We start from the raw sequence: 21,628 nt of genomic DNA, 5'->3' as shown, positions 1-21,628 counted from the left end.
AATTAAATGCTCATGTAATCGCTGCATGCAAATGCAGAGGAAAGTCCATGCTCACACAAACTGAGATGTTTGTAGTGTTCGTGCTTGATGAATTCATAAGTCAAGGTAGCTTATAGGCTAACGGCAGAAGACATTCCTAAGTCCTACTAGGATATGGAACTATTCTTGAAAGTGCCACAGTGACGTAGCTGAGATGGAAACATTTCGGGTGGAACGGGTAAACCCCACGAGTGAGCAACCCAAATAATGGTAGGGGCATCCTTCAGTAGGGAATTCAACCGAACAAGGGACAAGTTTTACTTGTAGATAGATGATTACAGCCGGAGTACGAGGCTTGACCACCGTTTGCAGTACAATGGCACAGAACATGGCTTATCGAGCATTTAACGGTCTATACGATGAATATGATACCTTTTCTTTGTCAAAAATGACACAAGGAAAGGTTTTTTATTTGGGCTGTTTTTATCAGATTGGGACTGCAGAACTCATCCTATCAAAAAATAGCAAACTCGTCCGTCTCGGTCGTTTCTTCTTTTGCTGATCTTATTGTATATGGTAAACTAAAACTAATTTTAATGCGAAGGGAATAGTTCAATGCAGAAAGTAACATTAATAGCAACGGCTGCTATGGGGTTAGAATCAGTTGTTGCACAAGAGGTAAAATCATTAGGATATGAAGTAACAGTAGATAATGGGAAGGTTATTTTTGAAGCTCCATTATCAGCAATTCCCAGGTGCAATTTGTGGCTCCGTACAGCTGATCGGATTAAGCTGGTTGTCGGACAATTTAAAGCATTAACATTTGATGAGTTGTTTGAATCGACAAAAGCACTACCATGGGAACATTATATAGCGGAGGATGGACAATTTCCTGTTTCCGGAAAGTCGATAAAATCCAAACTTTTTAGTGTCTCTGATTGTCAGGCTATTGTGAAGAAAGCAATTGCAGAAAGATTAAAACTAAAATATGGTCTCGCGAGCAAAATGCCGGAGACTGGAGCGTTGTACAAAACTGAAGTGGCACTGTTGAAAGATATCGTAACTTTAACATTGGATACATCCGGTGTGGGACTTCATAAGCGTGGATACCGTGTTGGTCAGGGGGAAGCACCATTAAAGGAAACATTGGCGGCTGCCCTTGTCATGCTCACAAATTGGAAGCCCGACTATCCATTCATCGATCCATTTTGCGGGTCAGGTACATTAGCCATTGAAGCAGCATTGATTGGGCAAAACATTGCACCTGGCTTCAACCGTGAATTTGCCTCAGAAGAATGGTCACTTCTCAAAAGAAAATTATGGGATGAGGCCTTTGAAGAAGCAGAAGACAAGGCGAACTATGACCAAAAGCTTGATATTACCGGGTCAGACATAGATCACAGTATGATTGAAATAGCTACTGACAATGCAGTGGAGGCTGGACTAGGGGACCTGATCAATTGGAAGCAGATGCAGGTAAGTGATTTATTTATTCGTAGGGATAACGGTTATATCGTAAGTAACCCGCCATACGGTCAGCGTATGGGTGACAAGGATGTCGTTGCCGCGATGTATAGTGATCTAGGCAGCATTATGAAAAAACATCCTTCTTGGAGTGTATACATCATTACAGCCTTCGAATCCTTTGAGAAATACTATGATCAAAAGGCTACTAAAAAGCGGAAATTATTTAATGGTTTTATTGAGACGAACTATTATCAATATTTTGGTCAAAAATCGAAGGAGGAATAACGTTGCAAAACACATACCTCAACGAAAAAGACTTTAAAGAATTATTAAATGAACAAAATGCTTATCGTGAAGCATTAACACTTGCACAGTGGGATATGCGCACAAAGATTCCAAGGAAAGCTGTTGATCAGAGATCGGAAGTAATCGGTTTTCTCGCGGATAAACTGCATCAATTGGAAACATCTGAGAAGATGAAGTTTTTTATAGATGTATTAAAAGACAATACCAATGACGAGACAATGCAAAAAATTGTTTTAGAATGTGAAGAAAACTATAACAGAAACCGAAAAATACCAAATAATGAATACAAAGAATATGTCATGCTACAAACCAAATCAGAGGCTGTGTGGCAGGAAGCAAGAGAAAAAGCTGATTTTTCTCTGTTCCAGCCCGCTCTGGAAAAATTGGTGGAATTCAATAAAAAATTTGCAGAATACTGGGGATACGAGAAAAATAGGTACGATGCATTGTTACATAATTATGAACCAGGGATGACAACAAAAACGCTGGATGATGTATTCCCGAAATTAAGAGATTCGCTTAGCAAGCTTCTCCAAAATATAAATAACAGCAAAGAAAAGCCTGATCCTACAATACTGAAGGCACATTTTCCCAAGGAAGATCAAAAAGCCTTTACAATCGAAGTATTAAAGCAGATGGGCTATGATTTTGAATCAGGGCGTCTGGATGAAACGATACATCCTTTTGCAATCACGTTGAATTTAAACGATGTACGGATCACAACCCGATATGATGAAGAAGATTTTCGAATGGCTGTATTTGGGACGATTCACGAAGGTGGACATGCATTATATGAGCAGAACATCAGTAGAAAACTTGCAAAGACACCTCTTGCAACAGGAACGTCAATGGGAATACATGAATCACAATCATTGTTCTGGGAAAACTTTATAGGTAGAAGTAAAGCATTTTGGAATAACCATTATGAGCTGTTCCAATCATTTGCTCCAAAGCATTTCCAAAGCGTTGACAGGAATGACTTTTATCGTGCTGTAAATGAAGTCAAACCTTCCTTGATTCGAATTGAAGCAGATGAACTAACCTATCCCCTTCATATCATGGTTCGTTATGAGCTGGAAAAAGCTTTAATAAACAGTGAGATTGAAGTGAAAGATCTCCCACATCTTTGGAATGAAAAAATGGTTGACTATCTTGGGATTAAAACTCCAACTGATAGGGAAGGTGTATTACAGGATATCCATTGGGCAGGGGGAGACTTTGGTTACTTCCCTTCGTATGCACTCGGTTACATGTATGCTGCACAATTTAACCAGTCATTGGCAACCGAAATGAATGTGGAAGAAATGATTGCTTCCGGTAATTTCGGTCCGGTGAATGAATGGATGACTGACAATATTCATCAGTATGGGAAGATGAAAAAACCATTGGAAATAATAAAAGATGTTACAGGTGAACCATTAAATCCAGATTATCTTGTTCATTATTTAACTACCAAATATACAGATATATATAGATTATAAGAGCGGGGGAAAATAACGCTAAAAGGTGATTAATTTGACCAATATCTGTTCCATTGGACTTGGCATACCGGAATTTTCTATTGATCAGCAAGCCATTAAAGAAACCGTTCAGAAAATATTTTCCTATTCAGATAAGCAAATAAATCGATTACTCCCCGTATTCGACAATGCTGCAGTTAACCGTAGGCAATTTGTCGTCGATGAGTCCTGGTTTTTCGACGAACACAGTTTCAAAGAGAAAAATGATTTGTATCAATCAGCGGCAGAAAGATATTCATTGGATGCGATTGATGATTGTCTAAAAAATCAAGATTTCTTGAAGGAAGCTATTCCTTATGAAGCAATCGACATGATTCTATTTGTATCGAGCACCGGGATTGCTACTCCTTCGATGGATGTTCACTTGTTGAATGCACGACCATTCAGGCAGGACGTAAGCCGGATGCCATTATGGGGGCTTGGTTGTGCTGGTGGGGCAACTGGGTTGGCGCGTGCACATGACTGGTTGACTGCATATCCGGATAAAACAGTCCTTATTGTATGTTGTGAGCTTTGTAGCCTGACATTTCAAAAAGGGGATAGTAAGAAGAGTAACATGGTGGGTACAGCTCTCTTCGGTGATGGTGTTAGTGCAGCATTGGTAATTGGAGATAAGTCCCGATACGTAAGCTACAGAAAAAAATACTCACCTAAAATAATTACATCGAGTTCCTATTTAAAACGCGATAGTGAAAGTGTAATGGGCTGGGAAATCAACAATTCCGGTTTTGAAGTAGTCTTTAAAAAAAGTATTCCCGCATTGGTTGACTCATTCTGGAGGGAGCACGCAACGAAATTCTTTCAAACTACAGGTCTTCGTGAGGAAAGCATCCATTCATTTATTTCCCATCCAGGCGGAAGAAAAGTGATGGAGGCAATGGAGGAAGTCCTCCAATGTTCAAAGGATAAACTGAAATACTCCTATCAAATTTTGGCTGATCACGGTAATATGTCCTCTGCAACGGTATTATATGTTTTGCGGGAATGGATGAAAGAAACGATCGAGCCTGGACAAAAAAGTATATTATCTGCTCTTGGACCAGGGTTTAGTTCAGAGTTATTGTTGTTGGAGTGGATGGAATAATGGCTGTATATATGTGGGCTTTACTGGGATTTATCATTTTGCAGCGTCTTTTCGAACTTATTGTAGCTAAACGTAATGAAAAATGGATGAAAGAGAGAGGCGCCATTGAAAGGGAAGCGGACCATTACAAATGGTTTATCATCATACACGTCTTTTTCTTTATCTCCATTTTAATGGAAACACTTTGGAGAGGTAATTCAACATTACCGTTAAACTATACACTATTGATATTTTTCATTTTAACGCAGATGGCGAGAATTTGGTGTATTGCTTCCTTGGGCAGATTTTGGAATACAAAAATAATTATTCTACCTGGAGAACGGTTGGTGAGTAAGGGACCCTATAAGTATGTTAAACACCCTAACTATATTATTGTAGGGATTGAATTATTTATCATACCACTGCTTTTTGGAGCAATCATAACTGCAATTCTATTTCCAATGCTTCATATTTTATTGCTTACTGTAAGAATTCCAGCAGAGGAACGTGCATTAAAGCATGTCTTATTCAATTCAAAAAGGGAAGAAACAGGTGATTAACCTGTTTCTTCCCTCATTTTAGTAGATAGGTAATAAGATGAAACGCCAGTCTGTATCTACTTAAGCTGTTACGAATACATCACCTTTAGATTTGTCGACTGCCTTTGTTTTCAATCAGGAGTTACCAATCGGCCAATCAAATGGCGGAGATCCTGGTGGTGAGTTTTGAATAATATCTATAAATGGGATCGTGTATGCAAATAATATTAAAGCTATCGTAATTGCAACCCACAATTTCCAGTTTTCAAGCCACATTGGAGTTGGCGGTGCATTTTCTTCTTCCTCTGCAATAGGGAACTCCTCTTCACCTTTAGGGGAAAAGAAAGCCAGTTTAATGAAAATATAAACCATTAATATAATACCAAGGAACAGAATTGTACCACCGATAGCCTGTGCCATTTGATATGCACCCCATTGAACAGCCTGTTCAGTGCCTCCGTATTCGGAGTAAGATGATCGTCTTGGTGCACCTAATAGACCTTGAATATGCATTGCACCTGACATAATGGTCATACCAATTGTCCAAACAAACGTTTGAATGATTCCGAGACGGTTAACTTCCTTCGTTAATGTTCTTCCCGTTAAATGGGGGATCAGCCAGTATGTGATACCAAAGAATGTCAGGATAACTGTAGTTCCTACTGTTAAATGGAAATGTCCTGTTACCCAAATTGTATTATGCACTAAGGTGTTCATTTGGTGGGAAGCATTGATGATACCACCAGCTCCACCAGGTATAAATGCAAGCATTCCTACAAATGGTGCAAGGAAACGTACATCTTTCCATGGTAAATGCCTTAACCAGCCAAATAATCCGCCAAAGCCTTTTTTACGTCCTGTAATTTCAAATGTTGCAAACATCGAAAATGCAGTCATTAAACTAGGGATAACAACCATAAATGTTAGAACGACCTGAATAAATTTCCAAGTTGGATCAATACCCGGTTCTGTCAACTGATGGTGAAAACCAACAGGAATCGAGAAGAACAGGAATAATACGAATGATAATCTTGCCAATGAATCACTGAAAACCTTACCACCGATAATTTTGGGTATAATTGCATACCATGCCATATAGGCAGGAAGCAGCCAGAAATAAACCAATGGGTGCCCAAAATACCAGAACAATGTCCTGCTGACCAATACATTAATGGTTTCTGCGTAGCCAAGAGACCACGGGATAAATTGGATGAGCACGGAGACGGCCACTCCAAGGCTAGCGATAAACCACATTATCATGTTGATGTTTACCATAAAAGCCAGCAAAGGTGACTTTTCACCAGGATGCGCCTTTTTCCAAAGATACAATTGACGCCAGTTTACAAAACCTGCGATCCAGCTGCCAACAATTACAAGAGCCAATCCAATATAAAATAACGGATGAGCTTTCAATGGAGCATAAAAGGTATAGAGAACACTTGCTTTACCTACAAGAATCGTAGCTGCAGTAATGGCAGTACCAACCGTCATGACCCAGAAAGCAAGCCAGGAAACTTTTCGTTGCTTATCGGAAATCCCAACTGTTTTCCCCATTAAAGCATATTGAAAACCGATTATAAAAAATGTAGTAAGTACGAGAGCCAGAACAACACCATGTAACGTCAATATTTGATAATAGCCAATGCCCCATGGTAATGTAAAACTTCCTGATCTGACCAGCACTTGCAGAAGTCCCATCAATCCGCCAATGAATAATGAAATAAATGCTACATAAATAAATGATAGATACAAATTCGCTTCTTTTTTACCAATCGTGAGTGGTAAACGGGCATTTTCTTCAAACACACCTATTTTTGGTATTTCCATATTAATACACCTCCACGGTTGCAAACATCATGTGATGTCCAACACCACAATATTCATTACATAAAAGCGTAAACTCACCAGTCTGCTTCATTTCAACTTCCATGCTGCTGATATAACCTGGTTCAACCATCATATTTACATTCGTCCCAGCGATGTTAAAGCCGTGAACAACGTCTGGTGTCACAACTTGAAACAGTACAGAAGATCCTTTTGGTATGCTTATGTTTTTAACTGCATTTCCATCTTCATCAACACCTAGGTCATAATTGAAAGCGGTTGCTACAACATTTACAATATACTTATCTTCATCCACTTTTGTAAGACCGAGGTTCTCCGACTGAAAGGCTTCATGTGCTTCAATATTTGCCGGATCAATTGTTATTCCATGGCTCTGTGGGTGGGTTCCGAGATAGAAAGCTCCAAATCCAAGAATAATTAAAAATAATGCTAAAGCTACAACCCCAGATATAAGCCAAATCTTTTCATACTTGTGTAAATGCATCGATATCACTCCTCTAAATTTCTATTTTTATCTTGAAATAAATAATGCGAACACCCCAAACCAACTAATGATAATGATTAGTCCTAAAACACCTACGGAAATAAATGTTCCCTTCAAATTCGGTTCATTTTCAGATCCTGTATGCTTTTTCTGATTCCTTCTCATTCGTATCATCCTTTCGTAAAAGTATCAGATATCACCCTATGTTTTTATCATACACAAAGTACAAATAGAAATAATAGAAAATGAAAACGATTCACAATTTGTTCAATAATGAAGATAGAGCTTCATGTAAAGGCTTTACTAACTTTTTAGTATAAAAAGTTTATGAACGATGTATGTATAATTAGCATTTTTACTTGACAACTAATCGAATCAGGTGTCTGCAATAATCACTTTCGATGCTGATATATGAAAGAAGAGGAAAATCAAACCCATCAGTTATGTATCTAGCTGATGCTTGTAACCGAGCAATAACCCAAAGCACCTTTAATCCGACCCTCCTTAAATTCGAGAGCCGATGTGCTTTTCACTAAAAGGGGAATACGTGCACTAATCCTCGTGTCTTGACAGTCGGAGAGGCTTCTTTATCGTGTTGTGAGGTAGAGGAAGTCTTACGACAACTAAAGAGCTGGAGCTGGACGTGGCCGTTTTGGTGTATGAATTAATTGCTACCAAAATTTTATTCTTTCTTATCTCACGAAAAAAAGCGGAAATCCAAATAGATTTCCGCTTTCGCTATATGTTTGTTGCTTACCTTTTTACGACATTTGCAGCTTGTGGGCCACGTTCACCATCCACAATCTCAAAAGAAACTTCCTGACCTTCTTCCAATGATTTGAAACCCTCTTCCTGGATTGCTGAATAATGTACAAATACATCATTTCCTTCTTCCAATTGAATAAATCCATAGCCTTTTTCAGCGTTGAACCATTTTACTACTCCGTTTTCCATGTAACTTTTCCTCCTAAATAATTCCACGTAAAACGCGTGTTAATACAAAGTCGAGAAACAGAATATCAAAAAAAGGGCAGCTTCTATAGAAGTGTAGGATCACTATTGCATCCACTTCTATAGAAGCTGCCTCTGTCATTAATGATTCCGTACATCTTCTTTGCTTGTTATTAATATAGCTTATTCAGAAATAATCGTCAAGAAAATGGGCTTGTTTTTGCCTCAATAAACTATTTTTTTAAAATTATTATTTAAATGAACAAACTGTAGGAACATCTGCAGTTAACTGAAAAAAATATTTTCTTAGGTTATACTAAATAGATACAAAGGAATAAAGGAGCATTAAGATGAAAACAGACATTGAAATCGCACAGCGGACCAAGTTAAAACATATTTCCGAAATTGCAGAAGCATTGGATATAGCTCCTGAGGACTATGAGCTCTACGGGAATTCCAAAGCAAAGCTTTCCGAACAATTAATGGGCAAGTTAAGGAACAAACCGAATGGTAAAATTATTCTTGTTACGTCAATCAACCCCACACCTGCCGGAGAAGGAAAATCAACCGTGACAGTTGGTCTGGGACAGGCATTACATCAATTAGGTGAGAAAGCTGTCATCGCTTTACGGGAACCATCCTTGGGTCCAGTAATGGGATTAAAAGGAGGAGCGGCTGGTGGGGGCTATTCTCAAGTGCTTCCTATGGAAGAAATCAACCTCCATTTCACTGGCGATCTCCATGCAATTACAAGCGCCAATAACCTGCTTTCTGCGATAATCGATAATCATATTCATCGGGGAAATAATTTAAATATCGATCCAAGGAGAATTGAGTGGAAACGCGTCCTGGATATAAATGATCGTGCATTAAGACAAATAGTCGTCGGCTTAGGTGGACCGATACAGGGAGTACCAAGAGAAGATGGGTTCAATATTACAGTAGCTTCCGAAATAATGGCTGTTTTATGCTTGGCAACTAGCCTGGAAGATTTAAAAGTAAGAATTTCAAGGATTGTAATCGGCTATACATATGAGGAAAAACCTATAACTGTCAAAGATCTTGATGTTGCAGGGGCTTTAACGATGCTCTTAAAAGATGCCATTAAACCCAATCTTGTACAAACGACAGAAAACACGCCTGCAATTATTCACGGAGGGCCTTTTGCGAACATAGCCCATGGTTGCAATAGTATTATCGCTACTAAAACCGCTGCTAAGTTAGGTGACTATGTGATTACGGAGGCAGGGTTCGGGGCTGATTTGGGTGCTGAGAAATTTCTCGATATCAAATCATTGGTAGGCGATTTTGAGACAGATGCGGTAGTAATAGTCGCTACCGTAAGGGCTTTAAAAATGCATGGTGGTGTCTCAAAACAAGATTTAGATATTGAAAATGTCGAAGCATTAAAAGCAGGTATGGAAAACCTCCAAAAACATATTGAAACAATCCAGCATTTTGGCTTACCATATGTCATCGCCATTAATAAGTTTCCTACAGATACAGAAGCAGAAACAGATTTCATTCAGTCCTGGTGTGAATCCAGAGAAATAGAAGTTGCATTAACAGATGTTTGGGCTAAAGGTGGAGAAGGTGGACTAGAACTAGCAAGAAAAGTAATCGAGAAAACAAATGCGCCTTCAACGGAAACCTTCAAAAGAATCTATGATTTGGATGATACCCTGGAAACCAAGATCAGAAAGGTAGCTCAACTTGTTTATGGTGCTAATGATATTGAACTTTCACCTAAAGCAAAAAAACAGATTCTCTTTTTTGAAGAACAAGGGTGGGGAAAGCTGCCAATCTGCATGGCTAAAACGCAATACTCCTTATCGGACAATCCGGAACTATTAGGTAGACCGAGTGGGTTTTCCATAAACATCAGAGAGTTGAAACCATCCATCGGTGCAGGATTTATTGTTGTATTAACGGGAGATGTGATGACAATGCCAGGTCTGCCGAAAAAACCGGCTGCCATACAGATGGATGTAACAGAAGACGGAACGATTACAGGGTTATTTTAAAATGAAAGAAAAACAGTTGTCACGTATACGGGAATATGTAAGGCAACTATTCCATGACGACGCCACCGGCCATGACTTTTTTCATATGGAGCGGGTAGCCAACATGGCAAAACAGATTGCGGAAGCTGAAAAGGCAAATTTATTTATTTGTGAAGCGGCTGGCTTGCTTCATGATATTGGTGATCAGAAACTTTTCAGCAATCCAAATAAAGCCATCGATGATATGGGTATCTTTTTAAATTCAATATCGATGAGCTCTAAGGAAATCGCCTGTATCAAAAGAATTATTAAAGATGTTTCCTTCAGCAAGGGAGAGATACCAGATCAATTGGAGGGGAAAATAGTACAGGATTCTGATCGACTGGATGCTATAGGTGCAATTGGAGTTGCCAGGACGTTTGCATATGGTGGAGCGAACAATCAAATGATTCACCATCCAGAACTTACTTCGACATCGATACAGCACTTTTATGATAAGTTATTAAAACTGAAGCAACTGATGAATACAGATACTGCTAAAGAAATTGCGGAGGAGCGCCATCGATTTATGGAGACCTATTTAAAGCAATTTTTTCATGAATGGAATTGAAGGGATTCATAGATAAAACAAGCAAGGTGTATCTATACTTGCTTGTTTTATCTCACCCGCCCTGCACCTAAATAACGTTCTTGCCAATAGGTGTTATTCAATTCACTAATTTCAACCCCCCGTGAAGAACCAGCATGTATGAATTTGCCATCTCCTACATAAATTCCGGCATGGGAGGGACCGGAATTATAGGTAGTAAAAAAGACAAGATCACCAACCGATGGAGTGCTTACCGGTTTGCTGAAATTCCATAAATCACTGACAGTTCTTGGTAGTACAATATCTTGATGTTGAAAAACATACTGGATGAATCCGCTGCAATCAAATCCAGAAGGGGAAGTACCGCCATATACATACGGTGTCCCAATTAACGAGCGTGCAGATTGAATGACATCCGTATTATTAGCAATTACTTCCACTTTTTCTGTACTGGCCACAACTTCCACCTGCAGGTCATTAGATGAAGGGTCCTCAGCCACATCTTCAGAAGGCTCAACCTGTTCACTCTCAACAGGTGATGCTTGCAAACTCTCTGTGGAAAGCTCAACGATGACTGGGTACAGAGAATTCACTAGTTCCAAAGTATCTTCTTTCGTCAATTCGATGTTCAAATCTGTTTGTGCTTTCATTAAAGCCTCATATGTCAAAGGGCCATATTTGCCGTCAATATCACCTGTGAGATAACCAAAAAAATACAATGCTTCCTGGACTATTTTAACGTCGTCACTATCCATACCTGGTTCCACTATATTTGCAAATTCAACCAATTGCTTCATACGGATCTTTTTTTCAGTTATTTCTGATAAAGTTTTCCGTTCAGCAGGACCTTCGATTTCGAGGTGATAATCATCCTGAAATTTGTTGATTGCATGTTCCGTAACCACAGCAAAATAATCAGGATTCTGTTCATAAAAATAAGTCATCTGACTTAGCTTTTTCTGCAATAGACAATCTGTTTCACTATGATACATGGATTCCATTTGTTCACTTTCGGCAAATACCTTTCCAATTTCTAGTGTTCCGACACCTTGCAATGGCTGACTTAACACATAGCTGCACAGAAGCGAATGTTTCAGTACACTTTCTACCGTTGCATTTACCATAAAGTCATCCTCCTAAAACACGAATAATCTCTATACTAGAATTATGACGAAAAGACTCTCGTATGAATTACGGTTATGTTACAATATCTGTTATAATAAAAACATTCATATTTTAAATATACATAACGTAGCTATATAAGTTAGGAGAGATACCATGTTAAAAGGTGAACAGGCCTATTTGGATTTAAGCAGGCACATACTGGATAATGGCTTCAAAAAGGGAGATCGTACCAACACTGGAACATATTCTGTGTTCGGTCATCAAATGAGATTCGACCTTTCAGAAGGATTTCCATTACTGACTACGAAAAAAGTTCCATTCCGATTGGTTGCCAGTGAACTTCTATGGTTTATCAAAGGGGATACAAACATACGCTACCTGCTCGAAAATAATAATAATATATGGAACGAGTGGGCATTCGAAAAATGGATAAATAGTGAGACCTATACAGGTCCCGACATGACAAATTTTGGAATCAGAAGTCAGCAGGATCCAGAATTCAATGAAACATATCACGAGCAAATGCAATTATTTAAAGACAAAATAGTGCAGGATAAAAGCTTTGCTGAAGAATTCGGTGACCTTGGATCGGTTTATGGCAAGCAATGGAGGAAATGGAAAACTTCTAAGAATGAAACGATTGACCAGTTGAAAGAAGTGATAGAATCCATCCAAACGAATCCAGATTCCCGCAGACATATTGTCTCTGCATGGAATCCGGAAGATATTCCGCATATGGCACTTCCGCCGTGCCATACACTATTTCAGTTTTATGTGGCTGATGGGAAATTATCCTGCCAGCTGTATCAGCGAAGTGCTGATGTCTTTCTCGGAGTACCATTTAATATCGCAAGCTATGCATTGTTAACACACCTTATCGCACATGAATGTCAATTGGAAGTTGGAGAATTTGTGCATACCTTTGGTGATGCTCATATTTATTCCAATCATATCGAGCAAATTCAAACACAGCTGAAAAGAGAAGTAAGACCATTCCCGAAATTGAAGATCAATAAAGGGAAATCTTCCATTTTCGATTTTGAACTTAATGATTTTGAAGTAATTGATTATAATCCTCACCCTAGCATTAAAGCACCAATCGCAGTATAACTTTACTACCCAACAGGAGGGGAACACCATGATTTCACTATTAGTTGCAATGGATAAAAACCATGTTATGGGCCTCGATAATGGAATGCCTTGGCATTTACCAAAGGATTTACGTTTTTTCAAAGAAAAAACGACAGGAAATACGATTATCATGGGAAGAAAAACGTACAATTCGATAGGTAGAGCTCTACCGAATCGAAGAAATGTCGTAGTTACTCGAAGTAATGGCGAATTTCCGGAAAACGTTGAAGTGATTGATAATCTACAAACTGTCAAAGAGTGGAATCTTGCAAAACCGGAAGAAGAATATTTTATTATTGGCGGAGGTAATATCTTTAGCCAGGTGATTGATATTGCAGATAGAATGTATATCACCTGGATTGATGAGTCATTTGATGGTGACACGTATTTCCCTAATTTTCCCGAAGAAGAGTGGATTTTAACTTCCAAAGTAAAAGGGGAGAAGAATGACACCAATCCTTATGACTATTATTTTTTACAATATGACCGTAAAAATCAATTGAATTAAATTAACTTGTTTATTAAAAGATAAACATGTTATGATGAAATTGAAATTTGCTGTAATATTGCAAGCTTTATAATATAATGAAGAAGGTGTTTGTATGTTGGCAAATATAGGGGTTCCCGGGTTAATTTTAGTTGTATTGCTTGCACTGATTATCTTTGGACCTAAAAAACTACCGGAAATTGGGAAAGCTGCCGGTCAAACCTTGCGTGAATTTAAAGACTCCACTCGGGGCCTGACAAGTGATGCTACTGATGAAATAAATGAGGTTAAGGCTATTGTTCAAGGTGGAAGTAAAGAAGAAGTTAAATAACTTTTCGGAGTGATGGTTATGTTTAGTAACATTGGAATTCCCGGATTAATACTTATTCTTATCGTTGCTTTGATTATTTTTGGTCCATCCAAGCTACCGGAAATTGGCAGAGCTTTTGGAAGCTCGTTAAGAGAATTTAAACATGCGACACGGGATATTGTAAGTAACGATGAAAAAAATAAAGACAAAAAACACATTTGAAATAATCAATAGATTGCAATGGAGGTGTAGGGTTATTCCTTACATCTTCTTTTGTGCTATTTGAGAGGGAGTATCGATATGTCAGAAGATCAGCAACAAATAGATACTGAAAAAGAGATGAATCTGGTTGGTCATTTATCGGAACTAAGGAACCGGCTAATCGTAACTGCTGTTTTCTTTATACTGTTTTTTATAGTAGGTTTTATTTATGTGAAGGATATTTATTGGTTTTTCGTTAATGATATCAATCTTGAACTTACCGCAATCAGCCCAACCGAGATTATATGGATTTATTTTTCTATGGCAGGTTTAGTCGCAATTATTGGTACAATTCCTGTTCTGGCCTATCAAATATGGGCATTTATCAAACCTGGTTTAACACCGCATGAAAGAAAAGCATCACTATCCTATATTCCTGCACTATTTCTTTTATTTTTATTAGGACTAGGTTTTGGTTATTTTGTATTTATACATTTAATAATGCCTTTTCTGCTCTCATTAAATGATGACATGTTCAATATAATGTTTACTGTAGATAGATACTTTAAATTTTTATTGCGGGTAACATTGCCTTTTGCTATACTGTTTGAGTTACCGATTATAGCAATGTTCCTGACAAGTTTGGGAATCTTAACTCCAGACTTTATGATTAAAAATAGAAAGTATGCTTACTTTTTCCTGATCGTTGTGGGAGTATTGATAACTCCACCCGATTTTATTCTACAAATTGTTGTGGCAGTGCCACTAATTATCCTGTATGAAATCAGTATACAGGTGTCAAAAATTGTTTATCGCAAAAAGCTGAAAAAACATGAAGAATTTATGCAGGAGAACAGCTGAAAAGAGGTGAAATGATGCGTTTCTTCTATCAATTTCTAATGACTTACAGAGGGAAAATTAAACCTGATGAAAAGTCTTTGCTTGCTGAATGGGCATTTGAGGACCATAATTTCCCAAAACATTCTGCTGATTATGATGAAATCAGTAACTATCTGGAGTGGAATAGTCCTTTTTCAAACGCGCTTAATGTATTTGATGAACTTTGGGAAACGTATCAAACAACTAAATAATGAAAGGGTTCGGGAAGTGTGTTTCCGGACCTTTTTTTAATTTCTAACAATCACACCGAATCGTTTCAGAAAACAAAGGCATTCGGCAAGTCTTTTCAAAAATATCTTCCTTAAACATATCCAGAAAGGCTATAGATTACGACATCCCAAATTCAAACAAACGTTTGATCAATTATCAGACAACAGTCATATGGACATATGACTGTTGGATTATAGCCTACGATTTTCTAAACATATCACCTGCGCAAAAAGTGACTTTTTTCTTATTAAACCGCCATTGGAAAGAAGTATTTTGTTGTTTCCTGCGGTTGCCCGGGAAATATCTCCTCTCCATATTTAAAGCTGCCTACACGAATTGAACAGCACAAACGTAAACTAATGTTAGATGATTTATACCTAAAAGGGGGATAATGATGATATTTCCACCGCGGCAGCACTATGACCAATATGAGCATCCTATGGAAAGACAATCAGGGCATGGCGCATTTCCATCAAAGTTTACTTCAAAATTTTTGGGAGGAAACACGGTGAACAGTATTTCCAAAACATTGGATACGGTTCAGCATATTTTAAACATGATTCAGTCAAGCACGCCGATAATAGAGGAATATGGCCCAATGATTAAAAATCTTCCTGCCATGTATAGAATGATGAAGGCTTTTAAAGAAATAGAAGGAAGTGATGAAGAAAATACGAAAACCTCCTACAAAGCAGAAGATACCAAAATTGAAACTGTTACGCCTGTTGAGCCAGTCAAAAAGACTGAGGTAAAAGGTATATCCAGACCTAAATTATATATATAGAGCTCTTGTAAGTCGGACTACTTGATTTTTATCTGTAAAAAGGGAAAAATAGATGTATGCAAAGCGAGTTAAATTGCTTTAAGACAATTGAATATAAAAGCATTCTATGGTTCACTGATAATAATAACAATAGGACAGGAGGAAATATTCATGTCTAATAACTTTGAAACAGCAACATTTGCCGGAGGATGCTTTTGGTGTATGGTCGAACCGTTTGATGAGCGTCCTGGAATCAAACGTGTTATTTCCGGTTATACGGGTGGACATGTTGAAAACCCAACATATGAAGAAGTTTGCTCTAATACAACGGGACATTTGGAAGCAGTACAAATAACCTTCGATCCAACTATTATGCCATACGAACAATTATTAAATACTTTCTGGCAGCAAATTGACCCGACAGATTCCGGTGGTCAATTTAATGATCGTGGAGAATCTTATAAAACGGCTATTTTCTATCATAATGACCGGCAGAGACAAGCAGCAGAAAATTCAAAACAGAAACTTGACGCAAGCGAAAAGTTCACCAAGCCGATTGCAACTCAAATCCTGCCTGCAAAACCTTTTTATCATGCAGAAGAAAATCATCAGGATTATTATAAAAAGCAATCATTTCATTACCGATTATATAAAAAAGGTTCCGGTAGAGAAGATTTCATAAAAAATACATGGAAGAATAATATCGACAAATCCGAATTAAAGAAGAAGCTGACACCAATTCAATATCATGTCACCCAGGAAAACGGAACAGAGAGGCCGTTCCAAAATGAATACTGGAATAATGATAAAGAGGGGATCTATGTGGATATTGTCTCCGGTGAGGTATTATTCTCATCGAATGATCAATATGATGCGGGATGTGGATGGCCAAGCTTTACCAAGCCTGTTGACCCATACCATGTTAAAGACAAAGTGGACACGACCCATGGCATGGTTCGTACGGAAATCAGAAGCAAGAGTTCCGATTCACATTTAGGTCATGTTTTTGAGGATGGTCCCCAAGAAGCTGGAGGTTTGCGATACTGCATGAATTCCGCTGCAATGCGATTTATCGCGAAAGATGAAATGGAAGAAAAAGGCTATGCAAATTATCTATATTTATTTAACTAAAACATAGTAGACGATAATAACATTATGTAAACTAGTTGAAAAGAGGGAAATAAAAGTGATTCATTTAAATTGGGAAAATAGAGAAACAGTGAAACAAATAGAATGTGTTCATGCGAATGCTAAAAAGTTTGTTGTTGATAGCAAACTGACACCTGGTAAAAAATATGATGTAAAGAATGAAACAGAAGAATTTTACTTTATTATCGATAATAGTGAACGTATTGGTGGATTTAGAAAAGATTACTTTAAAGAAGTAATGTAATTAAAAAATAACAGGAATCGCTCCTGTTATTTTTTTGTGCTTTTGTTAACTATTTTTAAAATTATAATACTTTGTTTTCTATTGCACCTTTAGATGCTATAATTTAACTACCTCTATCTTACAATTTTCCAAATAATTACCAGGAAGGGATGATCAAATATGAAAAAAATCTACTTCGTCCGACATTGTTCTGCCGATGGACAACATAAAGACGCCCCTTTGACAAAAATGGGGATCCAACAGGCAGTTGAGTTGGCGACTTTTTTCGAGAAAGAGCAAGTTACATTTGATCTTATCCTTACCAGTCCATATTTAAGAGCTATTGAGAGTATAAAGCCATACACACAACTAACTGGTATACCTATTGAATATGACGAACGGTTAAAAGAACGTATTCTTAGCGAGGATCCGGTTGAAGACTGGATGGAGGCATTGGAAAAATCCTTTATGGATTACAGCTTTTCTTTACATGGTGGGGAATCAGCACGGGATGTAATGGCACGAGCCAACGAAGTTATCCACGAAATAACAAGAGATGCTTCGATAAACAATGTAATCATAGTCAGCCATGGAAATTTATTGTCACATCTCTTTAATCAATATGATAATAGCTTCGGTTTCGAACAGTGGAAAGAGTTGAGAAACCCTGATATTTATTTATTGCAGTTAGATAGCGATAATAACAGTAGCAAGCTGGAATGTATATGGAACCCTGATAATTATTAGAAAAGCTTTGTATGAAATGCATGCATCCTTACAAAGGTTCTTTCTTCTGCAAGATTTGCCATTGCGATAGCCTCTGGTTCTTAATATATATTATGATAGATGTGAAAAATGATGAATCTTTTATTTTTTTGAGATAATGAGTTATAATAATTGAATACTAATATATATCCATTTTGAGCACGAAGGAGGAGAGACGTTTGGCATTTGTAATTACATCACCATGTATAAATGAAAAAGCAGGAGAATGTGTAGAAGTTTGTCCTGTTGATTGTATAGAAGAAGGAAAAGATATGTTTTTCATTGATCCTGATATATGCATCGATTGCGGGGCATGTGAAGCAGTTTGTCCTGTTGAAGCAATTTTTATGGAGGATGAGGTTCCTGAGAATGAAACAGAATATATTTCATTAAATCGGGTATTCTTTGAAAACAGATAATACCGTCGCAAAACCGTTTACCGAATTTGGTAGGCGGTTTTATTTTATTAAGGTGATTGCCTTCATTGCACATATACAGGTAGGTAAGTTTATACTTTAACCCTTTTTAAAAAAACATCTTCGCAAACAATCTGTCGTTTAAATACATAAATTTACCTGAAAAGGCAATAATAACGTTAACTGAATGAAAGATTGGAGCGAGATACATTGGTAAAACCTCAATTGCCTCAATTTCCTGAACCGATGTGGCGTGAGAATATGACGTTGCCGAGCTTTCCTGCCTTAAATGAATCTATTAAAGCAGATATTGGAATCGTTGGGGGAGGAATAACTGGAATAACCGCAGCTTACTTACTCGCAAAACAGAACTTTAACGTAGTATTACTTGATGCCGGTCCTGTGCTAAACGGAACAACCGGTCATACTACTGCAAAAATAACCGCCCAGCATGGACTTATTTACGACGAACTAATTAATCATTTCGGATTAGAAAAAGCTTCTCTCTACTATAAGGCTGCGGAAGAAGCAAAACAGTTTATTGAACAAACTGTAAATGAACATCGTATTAATTGTAATTTCAGCAAAGAGGATGCCTATATTTATACGAATGATGGCTCTTATATAAGCGACTTGGAAAAAGAAAAAGAAGCATACGATCAATTAAAAATAGACAATCAATTAACGGATAAGATACCGCTCGACATTCCCATTAAAAGTGCCCTAATCATGCATAATCAGGCACAGTTTCATCCATTGGAGTACTTAAAAGTATTGTTAAATGAAGGTTTAAAAAAACAGCTGACTGTTTACGAAAATACGATTGCAACAGATATCGAGTATGTTAAACATACGAACATTATTACCAGAGAAGGGCATCGAGTCACATGCCGGTATGTTATCGTAGCCTCTCATTTTCCTTTTTATGACCGTCAAAGCTTTTATTTTGCACGTATGTACCCTGAAAGGTCTTATCTCGTAGCTGGTAAATCTCCGCTGAACTTCCCAGGAGGCATGTATATCAATGCAGAAACTCCAACACGATCCATACGATCCGCAAAATTTGAAGGTGAAGATATCATATTAATTGGTGGGGAACACCATAAGACAGGTCAAGGGAAATCAACCATGGCCCATTATGAAGCATTGCAGAAATTTGCACAAGATCATTTTAAAATAGATAAAATTGATTACCGCTGGTCAGCACAAGACCTGACAACATTGGATAAAGTCCCATATATTGGAAGAATGACCAAAGGAGATAAAACAGTACTGACCGCTACAGGTTTTCGAAAGTGGGGAATGACAAGTGGCACTATTGCAGCAAAGATTTTAGCGGATAACATACAGGATCAGGAGAATCCATATTCTGATCTTTTCAGTCCAGCAAGATTTGAAGCCGATCCTGGACTCAAGAAATTCATGGAAATCAATGCAGATGTTGCGAAACACTTGATAAAAGGTAAACTAGAATTTACAAAAAATACCGTTAGTGAACTTGCAACGGATGATGCAACTGTTACCAGAATGGATGGAAAAAGGGTAGGGGTCTATAAAGACGAAGAGGATACGCTCCATATGGTAGATACGACCTGTACCCATATGGGATGTGAAGTGACATGGAATTCCGGTGATCGTACATGGGATTGTCCTTGTCACGGGTCAAGATTTGACTATACGGGAGAAGTTGTCGAAGGCCCGGCCAAAAAACCATTAACTAAAATTGTTGAAAACAACTAAGCAGCAGAAACTGCTTAGTTGTTTGTTTATGTTTATAAAAAGTATATTTTAAAATTTGATAGTAATGAATTCATTCTAATTTGACCTGATTTGACGTAGGTAATCTATGTAAATTATTGTCTGCAGGTGTATAGATCGATTAATGGATCCTGTAGCCGGCAAACGTTCATTGGTTAATAAAATGAAAATAGTCACAACGGTGCAACAAAAATGAAAAATAAGCTGAGTTATATTGGATAATAAACTTTTATATGCTTTGAAATAAAATGAACGACAAAAAAATTATTATAAATGTTAGTATACATAACGAATTCAATCTAAGATTAAATGATAATAAAATAAATATAAACTGTAAATCATCCAAAACGCAGCGTATTTTTTCATTTTATCTCAATATCATAAGTATACTTAATTAATGAGACAGAAATTCACTGTTTTTCGTTTACTTCCTATAATAAATATTATGTAAACTAGGATTAATTTAAGCCAAGAATAGAGTTCTTCCCTGTAGCTGATGTTCAAGGACAAAAAAGTGTGTACAAACTTTGATTGATTTCTCATCTACCCTTCTAATAGATAGTCCTTAAAATATTGCAAAGGTCTTGTTGCACCATCTTTAAAACTACTTGTAAAAACCGTTACCAATTGATAGTCAGGTGCGACAATAATATACTGTCCTTCATGTCCAATCGCAAAAAAAATCCTACCTACTTGATTGTCGGATGTTATGTTCCACCAATGATATGCGTATGAATAATTATCATCAGTTTTGACCTTCGAACTTGTAGATTCCTCAATCCAATGATATGGTACAATTTGTTTGGATTTCCATACACCATTATTTAAATATAGCGTACCGATTTTCAACATATCAACCGTTTTCATCGTTAATCCGAATCCACCAATTGCTATACCTTGAGCATCACGGTTCCACTTGTAATCTGTTATTCCTAGAGGTGTAAATAAATAGTTTTTGGCAAAGACTTCTGTATTTAATCCTGTAGTCTTTTGTAAAATTGCACTTAGTAATTGTGAAGAACCACAACTGTAGACCATTTCTTTTCCAGGTGGATGATCAATGTCCTGCTGCAATACAAAATTGACCCAATTTTTGCTGGGTATCATACCACTATTACCCGGCCAGTATAACCCTGAAGTCATTGTCAGCAGATGCTTAATTGTAATTCTCTCATTTTCTTTATCTTTATTAAATTCCGGAAAGTAATGAATTATTGGAGTGTTAACATTTTCGATAAACCCTTTGTCAATCGCAATTCCGATCAGTGCTGATAAGATACCTTTTGTGACAGAATATATCTTGTGTTGCTTTTCCTTCATTTTTTTATTTCGATAATATTCAAAAATCACGGTATTATTCTTCTGTACAAGGACACTATCAATTTTATCTTTTTTTATTATTTTTTCAAAATCGGTTAAAAATTTCATTCGCCTGGGAATCCCC

At 37.4% G+C, this 21,628-nt stretch carries 24 protein-coding genes and 1 other RNA gene; 19 read left to right on the top strand and 6 right to left on the bottom strand.

Features of this window, described 5'->3' with window-relative positions; genetic code table 11:
- The first annotated feature begins 6 nt into the window (after window positions 1–6).
- The 5 genes from rnpB (at window position 7) to MN204_RS14665 (ending at window position 4,895) form a co-directional block, all read left to right on the top strand.
- Window positions 7–380: RNase P RNA component class B (gene rnpB, locus MN204_RS14685), an RNA gene on the top strand.
- A 214-nt stretch (window positions 381–594) separates the two neighbouring features.
- On the top strand, window positions 595–1,731 hold the full coding sequence (locus MN204_RS14680; protein ID WP_249871832.1) for a THUMP domain-containing class I SAM-dependent RNA methyltransferase: 1,137 nt from the start codon (window positions 595–597) through the stop codon (window positions 1,729–1,731).
- Window positions 1,732–1,733: 2 nt separating this feature from the next.
- Complete coding sequence (locus MN204_RS14675) at window positions 1,734–3,233, top strand: carboxypeptidase M32 (RefSeq protein WP_249871831.1); 1,500 nt, start codon at window positions 1,734–1,736, stop codon at window positions 3,231–3,233.
- A 34-nt stretch (window positions 3,234–3,267) separates the two neighbouring features.
- Window positions 3,268–4,356 carry a type III polyketide synthase gene (locus MN204_RS14670; RefSeq protein ID WP_249871830.1) on the top strand — a complete coding sequence of 363 codons (1,089 nt, stop codon included), beginning with the start codon at window positions 3,268–3,270 and terminating at the stop codon, window positions 4,354–4,356.
- Window positions 4,356–4,895, top strand: coding sequence for an isoprenylcysteine carboxyl methyltransferase family protein (locus MN204_RS14665; RefSeq protein ID WP_249871829.1), 540 nt, complete (start codon window positions 4,356–4,358; stop codon window positions 4,893–4,895). The genes MN204_RS14670 and MN204_RS14665 overlap by 1 nt, the downstream gene beginning before the upstream one ends.
- 114 nt (window positions 4,896–5,009) lie before the next feature.
- Here the strand turns inward: MN204_RS14665 and MN204_RS14660 are convergent, their stop codons facing one another.
- From MN204_RS14660 to MN204_RS14645, 4 genes are all read right to left on the bottom strand, one after another.
- Window positions 5,010–6,701, bottom strand: coding sequence for a b(o/a)3-type cytochrome-c oxidase subunit 1 (locus MN204_RS14660; RefSeq protein ID WP_249871828.1), 1,692 nt, complete (start codon window positions 6,699–6,701; stop codon window positions 5,010–5,012).
- Window position 6,702: 1 nt separating this feature from the next.
- Window positions 6,703–7,203 carry a cupredoxin domain-containing protein gene (locus MN204_RS14655; protein ID WP_249871827.1) on the bottom strand — a complete coding sequence of 167 codons (501 nt, stop codon included), beginning with the start codon at window positions 7,201–7,203 and terminating at the stop codon, window positions 6,703–6,705.
- 27 nt (window positions 7,204–7,230) lie between these two features.
- Entirely contained in the window at window positions 7,231–7,368 is a 138-nt protein-coding gene (locus MN204_RS14650) for a cytochrome c oxidase subunit 2A (protein WP_249871826.1), read from the bottom strand.
- A gap of 588 nt (window positions 7,369–7,956) precedes the next feature.
- Window positions 7,957–8,157 carry a cold-shock protein gene (locus MN204_RS14645; protein WP_067725536.1) on the bottom strand — a complete coding sequence of 67 codons (201 nt, stop codon included), beginning with the start codon at window positions 8,155–8,157 and terminating at the stop codon, window positions 7,957–7,959.
- A gap of 347 nt (window positions 8,158–8,504) precedes the next feature.
- Here MN204_RS14645 and MN204_RS14640 point away from each other — a divergent pair, with 347 nt between their 5' ends.
- Window positions 8,505–10,178 carry a formate--tetrahydrofolate ligase gene (locus MN204_RS14640; RefSeq protein ID WP_249871825.1) on the top strand — a complete coding sequence of 558 codons (1,674 nt, stop codon included), beginning with the start codon at window positions 8,505–8,507 and terminating at the stop codon, window positions 10,176–10,178.
- Window position 10,179: 1 nt separating this feature from the next.
- Window positions 10,180–10,767, top strand: coding sequence for an HD domain-containing protein (locus tag MN204_RS14635; protein ID WP_249871824.1), 588 nt, complete (start codon window positions 10,180–10,182; stop codon window positions 10,765–10,767).
- Window positions 10,768–10,814: 47 nt separating this feature from the next.
- Here the strand turns inward: MN204_RS14635 and MN204_RS14630 are convergent, their stop codons facing one another.
- Entirely contained in the window at window positions 10,815–11,870 is a 1,056-nt protein-coding gene (locus MN204_RS14630) for an NlpC/P60 family protein (RefSeq protein WP_249871823.1), read from the bottom strand.
- Between the two features lie 154 nt (window positions 11,871–12,024).
- Here MN204_RS14630 and MN204_RS14625 point away from each other — a divergent pair, with 154 nt between their 5' ends.
- The 12 genes from MN204_RS14625 (at window position 12,025) to MN204_RS14570 (ending at window position 20,166) form a co-directional block, all read left to right on the top strand.
- A complete protein-coding gene (locus tag MN204_RS14625; RefSeq protein ID WP_249871822.1) occupies window positions 12,025–12,981 on the top strand; it encodes a thymidylate synthase in 957 nt (318 codons plus the stop codon).
- Between the two features lie 28 nt (window positions 12,982–13,009).
- The gene (locus tag MN204_RS14620) at window positions 13,010–13,510 is read left to right on the top strand and encodes a dihydrofolate reductase (RefSeq protein WP_249871821.1); all 501 of its coding nucleotides are present in this window, start codon (window positions 13,010–13,012) and stop codon (window positions 13,508–13,510) included.
- Between the two features lie 94 nt (window positions 13,511–13,604).
- Entirely contained in the window at window positions 13,605–13,820 is a 216-nt protein-coding gene (locus tag MN204_RS14615) for a twin-arginine translocase TatA/TatE family subunit (RefSeq protein ID WP_249871820.1), read from the top strand.
- A gap of 18 nt (window positions 13,821–13,838) precedes the next feature.
- Window positions 13,839–14,021, top strand: coding sequence for a twin-arginine translocase TatA/TatE family subunit (locus tag MN204_RS14610; protein ID WP_249871819.1), 183 nt, complete (start codon window positions 13,839–13,841; stop codon window positions 14,019–14,021).
- A gap of 78 nt (window positions 14,022–14,099) precedes the next feature.
- Window positions 14,100–14,861, top strand: a complete 762-nt coding sequence (tatC, locus tag MN204_RS14605; RefSeq protein WP_249871818.1) for a twin-arginine translocase subunit TatC — start codon at window positions 14,100–14,102, stop codon at window positions 14,859–14,861.
- 14 nt (window positions 14,862–14,875) lie between these two features.
- Window positions 14,876–15,091: a YozE family protein gene (locus tag MN204_RS14600; RefSeq protein ID WP_249871817.1), complete on the top strand. Its 216-nt coding sequence runs from the start codon at window positions 14,876–14,878 to the stop codon at window positions 15,089–15,091.
- A gap of 413 nt (window positions 15,092–15,504) precedes the next feature.
- The gene (gene vrrA / locus MN204_RS14595; protein WP_249871816.1) at window positions 15,505–15,894 is read left to right on the top strand and encodes a VrrA/YqfQ family protein; all 390 of its coding nucleotides are present in this window, start codon (window positions 15,505–15,507) and stop codon (window positions 15,892–15,894) included.
- A gap of 150 nt (window positions 15,895–16,044) precedes the next feature.
- The gene (gene msrA / locus MN204_RS14590) at window positions 16,045–17,004 is read left to right on the top strand and encodes a peptide-methionine (S)-S-oxide reductase MsrA (protein WP_249871815.1); all 960 of its coding nucleotides are present in this window, start codon (window positions 16,045–16,047) and stop codon (window positions 17,002–17,004) included.
- 55 nt (window positions 17,005–17,059) lie between these two features.
- Window positions 17,060–17,266, top strand: a complete 207-nt coding sequence (locus MN204_RS14585) for a DUF6501 family protein (protein WP_249871814.1) — start codon at window positions 17,060–17,062, stop codon at window positions 17,264–17,266.
- Window positions 17,267–17,425: 159 nt separating this feature from the next.
- Window positions 17,426–17,992: a histidine phosphatase family protein gene (locus MN204_RS14580; RefSeq protein WP_249871813.1), complete on the top strand. Its 567-nt coding sequence runs from the start codon at window positions 17,426–17,428 to the stop codon at window positions 17,990–17,992.
- 197 nt (window positions 17,993–18,189) lie between these two features.
- Window positions 18,190–18,429, top strand: a complete 240-nt coding sequence (gene fdxA / locus MN204_RS14575) for a 4Fe-4S ferredoxin (RefSeq protein ID WP_249871812.1) — start codon at window positions 18,190–18,192, stop codon at window positions 18,427–18,429.
- Between the two features lie 207 nt (window positions 18,430–18,636).
- The gene (locus MN204_RS14570; RefSeq protein WP_438804710.1) at window positions 18,637–20,166 is read left to right on the top strand and encodes an FAD-dependent oxidoreductase; all 1,530 of its coding nucleotides are present in this window, start codon (window positions 18,637–18,639) and stop codon (window positions 20,164–20,166) included.
- Between the two features lie 561 nt (window positions 20,167–20,727).
- Here the strand turns inward: MN204_RS14570 and MN204_RS14565 are convergent.
- Window positions 20,728–21,612, bottom strand: a complete 885-nt coding sequence (locus MN204_RS14565; RefSeq protein ID WP_249871811.1) for a serine hydrolase domain-containing protein — start codon at window positions 21,610–21,612, stop codon at window positions 20,728–20,730.
- Window positions 21,613–21,628: the final 16 nt, after the last annotated feature.

The organism is Oceanobacillus saliphilus, assembly GCF_023522835.1.
GTDB classification, from domain to species: Bacteria; Bacillota; Bacilli; order Bacillales; family Amphibacillaceae; genus Oceanobacillus; species Oceanobacillus saliphilus.
Note: the sequence above shows the minus strand (reverse complement) of the source record. Positions and strands in the feature narration are given on the sequence as shown.

What these genes read in the sequence shown, in the direction of transcription:
- MN204_RS14680 (WP_249871832.1), top strand. Translation starts at nt 595, where the DNA reads ATGCAGAAAGTAACATTAATAGCAACGGCTGCTATGGGGTTAGAATCA.
- MN204_RS14630 (WP_249871823.1), bottom strand. Translation starts at nt 11,870, where the DNA reads ATGGTAAATGCAACGGTAGAAAGTGTACTGAAACATTCGCTTCTGTGC.
- MN204_RS14650 (WP_249871826.1), bottom strand. Translation starts at nt 7,368, where the DNA reads ATGAGAAGGAATCAGAAAAAGCATACAGGATCTGAAAATGAACCGAAT.
- MN204_RS14665 (WP_249871829.1), top strand. Translation starts at nt 4,356, where the DNA reads ATGGCTGTATATATGTGGGCTTTACTGGGATTTATCATTTTGCAGCGT.
- MN204_RS14660 (WP_249871828.1), bottom strand. Translation starts at nt 6,701, where the DNA reads ATGGAAATACCAAAAATAGGTGTGTTTGAAGAAAATGCCCGTTTACCA.
- MN204_RS14580 (WP_249871813.1), top strand. Translation starts at nt 17,426, where the DNA reads ATGAAAAAAATCTACTTCGTCCGACATTGTTCTGCCGATGGACAACAT.
- tatC (WP_249871818.1), top strand. Translation starts at nt 14,100, where the DNA reads ATGTCAGAAGATCAGCAACAAATAGATACTGAAAAAGAGATGAATCTG.
- MN204_RS14625 (WP_249871822.1), top strand. Translation starts at nt 12,025, where the DNA reads ATGTTAAAAGGTGAACAGGCCTATTTGGATTTAAGCAGGCACATACTG.
- MN204_RS14635 (WP_249871824.1), top strand. Translation starts at nt 10,180, where the DNA reads ATGAAAGAAAAACAGTTGTCACGTATACGGGAATATGTAAGGCAACTA.
- MN204_RS14620 (WP_249871821.1), top strand. Translation starts at nt 13,010, where the DNA reads ATGATTTCACTATTAGTTGCAATGGATAAAAACCATGTTATGGGCCTC.
- MN204_RS14600 (WP_249871817.1), top strand. Translation starts at nt 14,876, where the DNA reads ATGCGTTTCTTCTATCAATTTCTAATGACTTACAGAGGGAAAATTAAA.
- MN204_RS14615 (WP_249871820.1), top strand. Translation starts at nt 13,605, where the DNA reads ATGTTGGCAAATATAGGGGTTCCCGGGTTAATTTTAGTTGTATTGCTT.
- msrA (WP_249871815.1), top strand. Translation starts at nt 16,045, where the DNA reads ATGTCTAATAACTTTGAAACAGCAACATTTGCCGGAGGATGCTTTTGG.
- MN204_RS14565 (WP_249871811.1), bottom strand. Translation starts at nt 21,612, where the DNA reads ATGAAATTTTTAACCGATTTTGAAAAAATAATAAAAAAAGATAAAATT.
- MN204_RS14610 (WP_249871819.1), top strand. Translation starts at nt 13,839, where the DNA reads ATGTTTAGTAACATTGGAATTCCCGGATTAATACTTATTCTTATCGTT.
- vrrA (WP_249871816.1), top strand. Translation starts at nt 15,505, where the DNA reads ATGATATTTCCACCGCGGCAGCACTATGACCAATATGAGCATCCTATG.
- MN204_RS14640 (WP_249871825.1), top strand. Translation starts at nt 8,505, where the DNA reads ATGAAAACAGACATTGAAATCGCACAGCGGACCAAGTTAAAACATATT.
- MN204_RS14655 (WP_249871827.1), bottom strand. Translation starts at nt 7,203, where the DNA reads ATGCATTTACACAAGTATGAAAAGATTTGGCTTATATCTGGGGTTGTA.
- MN204_RS14645 (WP_067725536.1), bottom strand. Translation starts at nt 8,157, where the DNA reads ATGGAAAACGGAGTAGTAAAATGGTTCAACGCTGAAAAAGGCTATGGA.